This window comes from Arthrobacter sp. H5 (genome assembly GCF_000520595.1).
Classification (GTDB): Bacteria; Actinomycetota; Actinomycetes; order Actinomycetales; family Micrococcaceae; genus Arthrobacter_D.
The window spans coordinates 17,524-23,674 of the sequence record NZ_KI915016.1; the positions used below are offsets into that span (position 1 = coordinate 17,524).

Annotated in this window: 6 protein-coding genes; 2 read left to right on the plus strand and 4 right to left on the minus strand. The window is 64.3% G+C overall.

Translation table 11 applies throughout. The features are described from left to right. Positions 1-295 precede the first annotated feature (295 nt). Positions 296-1,948 carry a sensor histidine kinase gene (locus tag Y708_RS25980; protein ID WP_253905862.1) on the plus strand — a complete coding sequence of 551 codons (1,653 nt, stop codon included), beginning with the start codon at positions 296-298 and terminating at the stop codon, positions 1,946-1,948. Beyond that, a complete protein-coding gene (locus Y708_RS0117445; protein WP_028280919.1) occupies positions 1,945-2,616 on the plus strand; it encodes a response regulator transcription factor in 672 nt (223 codons plus the stop codon). The genes Y708_RS25980 and Y708_RS0117445 overlap by 4 nt, the downstream gene beginning before the upstream one ends. Before the next feature lie 205 nt (positions 2,617-2,821). Here Y708_RS0117445 and Y708_RS30505 read toward each other — a convergent pair whose 3' ends face one another. The 4 genes from Y708_RS30505 to Y708_RS25985 form a co-directional block, all read right to left on the minus strand. Then, complete coding sequence (locus tag Y708_RS30505; protein WP_028280920.1) at positions 2,822-3,346, minus strand: hypothetical protein; 525 nt, start codon at positions 3,344-3,346, stop codon at positions 2,822-2,824. A 107-nt stretch (positions 3,347-3,453) separates the two neighbouring features. Next, positions 3,454-4,674, minus strand: a complete 1,221-nt coding sequence (locus tag Y708_RS0117460; RefSeq protein WP_028280921.1) for a phosphotransferase — start codon at positions 4,672-4,674, stop codon at positions 3,454-3,456. A gap of 9 nt (positions 4,675-4,683) precedes the next feature. Continuing rightward, a complete protein-coding gene (locus Y708_RS0117465; protein WP_028280922.1) occupies positions 4,684-5,601 on the minus strand; it encodes a hypothetical protein in 918 nt (305 codons plus the stop codon). A 67-nt stretch (positions 5,602-5,668) separates the two neighbouring features. Further along, positions 5,669-6,151: GNAT family N-acetyltransferase (locus tag Y708_RS25985; RefSeq protein WP_035776729.1), on the minus strand; the 483-nt coding region annotated here is incomplete at its 5' end.

The window sequence follows — 6,151 nt, forward strand, 5'->3', positions numbered from 1 at the left end:
CGTAGGAGTTACAGAACCGGAAGAAAACCCGACGGCGACCTCCACGCCCGCGCCGCCGTCGACAATCCCGTCCCCCAGTCCACCAGCTACGCCCTCTCCAACAGACACGACGGAACCCGCGCCGGAACCGGAGCCTGCGCCACCACCCGCGCCGGAACCGGAGCCTGCGCCACCACCCGCGGTGGTTCCGCCGCCGCCGCCGGTCGACGGGGACGGGGACGATGATGATGACGACGCCGGAGACGACGGCGCGGATGATGGGGGCGACGTGGATGACGATGGCTAGGGGCCGATCATGACCGGGCCCGGCAGCGAGCCAACAACGGACCTGATGAAGTCATCCGGTCACGCCAGTCCCACGGAAGAGATTCCCACCGATTTAACTGCGCATGGCCCGGACACCCTCGCCGCGAACCCGGAATCACTGCCACGAACCCCTCCCGACTTCCCTGAACAACGCGAGCCGTTTACAACCCGCCTCGTAAAACGCATCCGACAGAGTTTTCGTGGTTATTGGACGGTCCGTACCCGCGTACTCGGTGCCGTGCTGGCCCTGTCGGCACTAGGTCTGATTGTGGCCGGCACCACGGCGTACGCCCTGCAACGCAACGATCTTAATGCCACCATGGATAACTCTCTGGAGCGAAGCTTCGGCGAGTTTGGGACCCTGCTGGAGACGGGAATCGATCCTCAGACCAGGGAGGATTTTGTCCTGGCCGATCAGCTTGTCTACTTGGTCATGCAACGCACTCTCACCGCGCCCAACGAAGGCATGATGGGCGTCAAGGACGGCGAGGTGGTGTTTGTCGCGAACAGCCAGGTAGGTGTACGGCTGGAAACAGACCAGGAGTTGGTCGATTACGCCTCCAGTCAGGCCGCCAGCGGCGAGGTTTTCATCCGCACGGTCCGGACGCCGATCACCACCTACCGGGCTCTGGTGGTTCCAGTGCAGTTGGCCGATGATGCCACGTCCACCCAATTCGTGCTGGCCATAGACGTTGAGGCTGAACGGGCCCAGCTGGACCGGACTTTTGCCACTTTTGCTTTCATCAGTTTCGGGACGCTCGTCTTCATCGGTGTGGTGGGCTGGCTGCTGGTGGGCAGGCTCCTTATGCCGATCAGGTTGCTGACCAATACCGCCCAGGGGATTAACGATTCGGACCTTTCACAACGCATCCAGGTCTCGGGCAGGGACGACCTCTCCGACCTGACCAGAACTGTCAACGCCATGTTGGAGCGTCTGGAGGGATCCTTCACGTCTCAGCGGCAACTGCTCGACGACGTTGGCCATGAACTCCGCACGCCGATCACCATTGTGCAGGGGCATCTGGAGCTGCAGGACTCATCCGACCCGCACGATGTCCAGGCGGTTCGCGATGTGGCCCTGGACGAACTTGACCGCATGAGGCTGCTGGTGGATGACCTCGTGACACTCGCCGGCGTGGCGCGCCCCGACTTTGTGCGCCTTGAGCCAGTCAACGTGGGACGGCTGACCGACGACGTCCTGGATAAGGCCCGCACACTGGGCAATAGGCGGTGGACAATCGACGCCCGGGCGGAGACCATGACGCGTCTGGATCCGCGGCGGGTCACCCAGGCCTGGCTCCAACTCACCGCCAATGCCGTCAAATTCTCCGAAGAAGGCTCAACCGTTGCGGTGGGTTCCCGCAGGGACGCCGACGGGATCCGCTTGTGGATCCGGGATGAGGGCGTCGGCATTGCACGGGAGGATCAGACGCGGATTTTTGACAGGTTTACCCGCGGCGTCAATGGCAGACGCACCGAAGGGTCAGGTTTGGGACTTACGATTGTCAGTGCCATTGCCGCGGCACATGGCGGAGAAGTTGAGCTGATGTCCGCCCCCGACCAGGGATCAACCTTTACGCTGGTCATCCCGTTGTCTGACGGGATGGGACCACACATGGATACCGCGGGAGGAACAACATGAGTCAGATACTCATCGTGGAGGATGAGGACCGCATCAGTTCCTTCGTGGCGAAGGGACTCCGCGCGGCCGGATACGCGCCCACCGTCGCGGTCAACGGCAGGGACGGGTATCACCTCGCCCAGACGGGTGACTTTGAGCTCATAGTGCTGGACCTGGGTCTTCCGGACCAGGACGGATTCACCGTGCTGCGAAGGCTCCGGGAGGCCAAGAACAACACGCCCGTGATCATCCTGTCCGCGCGAAACTCGGTCGACGACACCGTGGCCGGCTTGGAAGGCGGCGCGGATGACTACATGGCCAAGCCATTCCGCTTTGAGGAGCTCCTCGCGCGGGTACGGCTACGGCTGCGGCAGGACGTACCATCGGCCGACACCTCGATCCTGTCCCACAATGACCTTCAGCTGGACCTCCGCTCGCGGAGGGCGCTGGTCAATGGCCGGGAAATTGATCTCTCTGCCCGCGAGTTTGCCCTGGCCGAGGCATTCCTGCGCAATCCCGGCCAGGTGCTTAGCCGCGAGCAACTGCTCTCCCGCGTGTGGGGCTACGACTTTGACCCCGGCTCAAACGTCGTGGACGTCTATGTCCGGTATCTGCGCAACAAGCTCGGGGCCGCGCGCTTCGCTACGGTCCGCGGCATGGGATACCGGCTTGTCTCCGAGGATGCGTAAGCTCCGCGCTCATCCGTCCCGGCCCGAAGACGTCCCGGTCTGAAGAATACGACGACGGCGCCTGACACGCAGGCACCGCCGTCGCCCCTGCGACCAATCGCCTCATCGGCCCCAGTGAATGGACCCGGGTGCGATTGGGGGAACGCACCCGGGCCCTGGAGGGTGACCGCTCAACCGCCGGACTGCAGCTGAACGGCCACTGGTTCTAGTCGGCGCTGGCGGCGCTGATGGCCGAGCCGACGCTGGCGGCGGACGCCGCAGACCAGCCGGAGTCGCCCTGAATCGGCGCCGGTGCGGCGGGAGCTGGAACCGGCGCAGGGAGGGGCACGGGAGCCTGCACCGTAGCGGCGCTCGGCGCGGACGGCGCCGTCCAACCGGAGTTGCCCTGGATGGGCGCCGGAGTTGGAGGAACAGAAGCGGGAACTGCCGGAGCAGGCGCAGGCGGCTCGGAAGCGGCCGACGCGGCGCTCGCTGCAGAGCGTGCGGTTCCCGCACTCGCTGCCGGCGTGGGAAGTGCCGCACTGTTGGTCGTATCAGCAGCGGTGTTGAATGAGGCGGGCAGCTCCGAAGAGGTAGTGCCCTGGGTGCGCTGCGCACCGCCGTCGTTTGTCTGAGTAACTGTCGAGCCAAGATCGGTGGTGCTTTGCGAGCTGTCCCCTACAGCGGCGCCGATCCCCAGCGCCATGACGCCGAGCGCTCCGGTCACTGCCCAAATATTGCGTTTCTTCACTACTCTGTCCTCCTCGGGACGACTTCCCTGAATGCTGCTACACCAAGGATGCAAGGGCAGTGTGAGACGTTCAGGAGCTCAGCATGAGAGAGCTCTCACAAAGCGGTCTAGTGCGCCAATCCGCGGGCCGAGCGAAACAGCTCCTCGGCAATGCCCAGCCGTTCCAGGGCATCTGCCTGCCAGGATGCATCCCGTCCGTGGTGTGAGCTGTGCTTGGCGCCCGCGATCAGCGTCACCACCACACCGGCGGCCCGCGCCCGGAGCGCCGCCGGATCCACGTGCGCATCGAATGCGTGCATGAACCTTTCCAAGGCCGCCGGCACATGAACATAGCGTGGATCGAGTGCGGGGAGCACCGCAAGATGCGCAACAAAACAAGCTAGATCATCCACCAGGTGGCCTGGACCCAGTGCATCAACGTCGAGGAGTCCTGTCACCTCGTTTCCCGTCACCAACAGGTTGGCTTCGTAAAAATCGCCATGAGACGGGACCTTGGGTCCGGCGTCAGTGCTGTTGACCAATCGGTGCACCCCGTCGGCAAGATGGCTGATGCGCGCGGAATGATCCGGCAGCACGGCCACAGCACCCTTGGCATAGTCCCGGACGCGAACGGCCCAGGCAAGCCGCTCGGGAAGCTTCATCGCGCCGTCGGGCAACCGGCGGAGCAGATCCAGCAGGGTGTCGGCAGCAAGACCGTCCGCTCCGTTGCGCAGGAGCAGTTCTGCCAGCGGCGTTCCCTCAGCGGGCATCATTGCCACGATTTCCTGGCCTGGAACATCCATCAACCCGGGCGCTGGCACTCCTGCCCCCGTGAGCAGCGAATGACGCCGTTTCATCGGTTCCGCATTGCCGTTGCGCAACACCTTCAAATATCTGGTGGCTCCTCCGGATTCCGCCACCAACACGGCCCTTCGCAGCGGGCGGTAGCTGACCGTGCGCACCACGGTCGGCTGCCCTGCAAATAGGGCCTGGCCAACGGCCTGACCATCGCATGCCCACGGAAGGCCCGGGAGCAGCGGGTCCTCTGGATGGTTCCAGACGGCCAGGCGGAGACCATCCGGTCCATTGAGTGTCACAACATTCGGGTCCCCGCTGGGGATGCGGGCAGTCGTGGCACAGAGAAAGCTTGTGGTTGAATTCCCAGCAGTCGACGACGCAACCTCATAGATGCCGGTTGCTCCGGCTCCCGGTCGGTGATGAACCTGCGTGAGGAACCAGGAATCAAGTCCGCGTCCAAGAGTAGCCAGAGCGGCCCTCAGCGGTTCGGCGATTCCGGGTCCTTCGAGGAACGCCAACTGGCGGATCTCGGCCGCGGCCACATCATTCATTGGTGACGGCTAGGCGCGCCGTCGCTGCAGCACATCGTCAAGATTGATCCGGGCGGTGTTCGGCGCCGTCTCCGCCTGAGTCTTCTCCACCGGCGGTGGGGTAGCCGCATCCTTGATGGCTGTCCTGACCTGAGCCTTGGGAACCTCTGGAAGCTCAAGCGGCGCAGGAGCCTGGCGCTCCGCTTTGGGGGCCTCAATATAGGTAGGCTTCGGGACTTCCACGGGCTGCCATGGTGCTCCAGCAGCGCCGGGTACGTCTCCAGCCTCCGCAGCGACCGCTAGTGCGGCGGACCGAAGTTCGGCGGCTGTCAGCGGCGGCGCGGTTGGGGTTCCGGCGTCGTTATTGCCCGCGGTGGTGACGTGGTCCTCCTGAGCCTCCCCGTTGAACAGTGTGGTCTCGGGCGGCGGACCGGCCTGAGGCGCCGTCGTCCTGGCCTGCCCGCCGGTCATGGCGTCATCAAAAGCCGCCTTCAACCGTCGACGGCGGTCGCGGACAGCGAGAGTCCGCAGCACAGACACGCTCAGAACCGCAGCGGCAAGCGCAGCGGTGGGCAGCAGCGCCGGCAGGGCGCCGGCCGCGGCCGGTACGACGACGGCCAGGAAGGTGACAAGCCCGGCAAGTCCAGCGATTGCCACAGCGAGGCGTACATACCGTATCCGAAGAGGTTTGGCGGAGGGGGTCTCAACTGATTCGCGCTGGTCTCCCCCGGTGGTGGGCGAGGCGCTGTCTGCGGATGTGGTGGACATGTTCATGATGCTCCCCTGAGGGCCATTGTCCTCGGCTGCTGCGGAATCGATGAGTGGAACGGTTGTGGAGGCAGCCGGGGATACGGATCCGTGGCGGCGCAACGCATATGGAGCAACCCAGACAAGCCAGAGTCCCACGATTGCCGCAAGCACCACTGAGCTGTTGAGTGAGAAGTCCACGTACAAAACGTTAGGAGCAGATGGGTCTGTGGCCCCTCATTACCCCCGGTGTGTCTGTAAGAAATTGCTAACGGCGTGAAGCAAGCCAGCGCCCCAGGAGGCCATCCGGCACTTCATCAACCGTCAGCGCGAACGTCCGGTGGTCGGCCCAGGAACCGGCGATGTGCAGATAGGACTTTCTCATACCCTCATCCCGGAACCCAAGCTTCCGGACAACGCTGAGGCTTGCCGCATTTTCCGGGCGGATATTGATCTCCATCCGGTGCAGTCCGAGCTTTCCGAAACAGTGATCCGTGGCAAGCGCAACCGCGGCGGGTGCTATTCCGCGACCTGCCCTCGCCTGGTCCACCCAGTAGCCCAGGGTGGCCGTCATCGCCGATCCCCACACGATCCCGGACACCGTCAGTTGACCAGCTATTGCGGGGCGTGATCCGTTACGCCGTTCGGTGATGACAAAGGGAAGCGCTGAAGCGGCGTGTGCCTGCGCATTCAGCGCCCGGACCATTTCGTGGTAGCTCGGCAGGTACCCGCCGGGCTCCGGGTTGGACGC

Excerpts from the sequence above, each read along its gene's own strand:
- Y708_RS25980 (WP_253905862.1), top strand. The coding sequence starts at position 296 with ATGACCGGGCCCGGCAGCGAGCCAACAACGGACCTGATGAAGTCATCC.
- Y708_RS0117460 (WP_028280921.1), bottom strand. The coding sequence starts at position 4,674 with ATGAATGATGTGGCCGCGGCCGAGATCCGCCAGTTGGCGTTCCTCGAA.
- Y708_RS0117445 (WP_028280919.1), top strand. The coding sequence starts at position 1,945 with ATGAGTCAGATACTCATCGTGGAGGATGAGGACCGCATCAGTTCCTTC.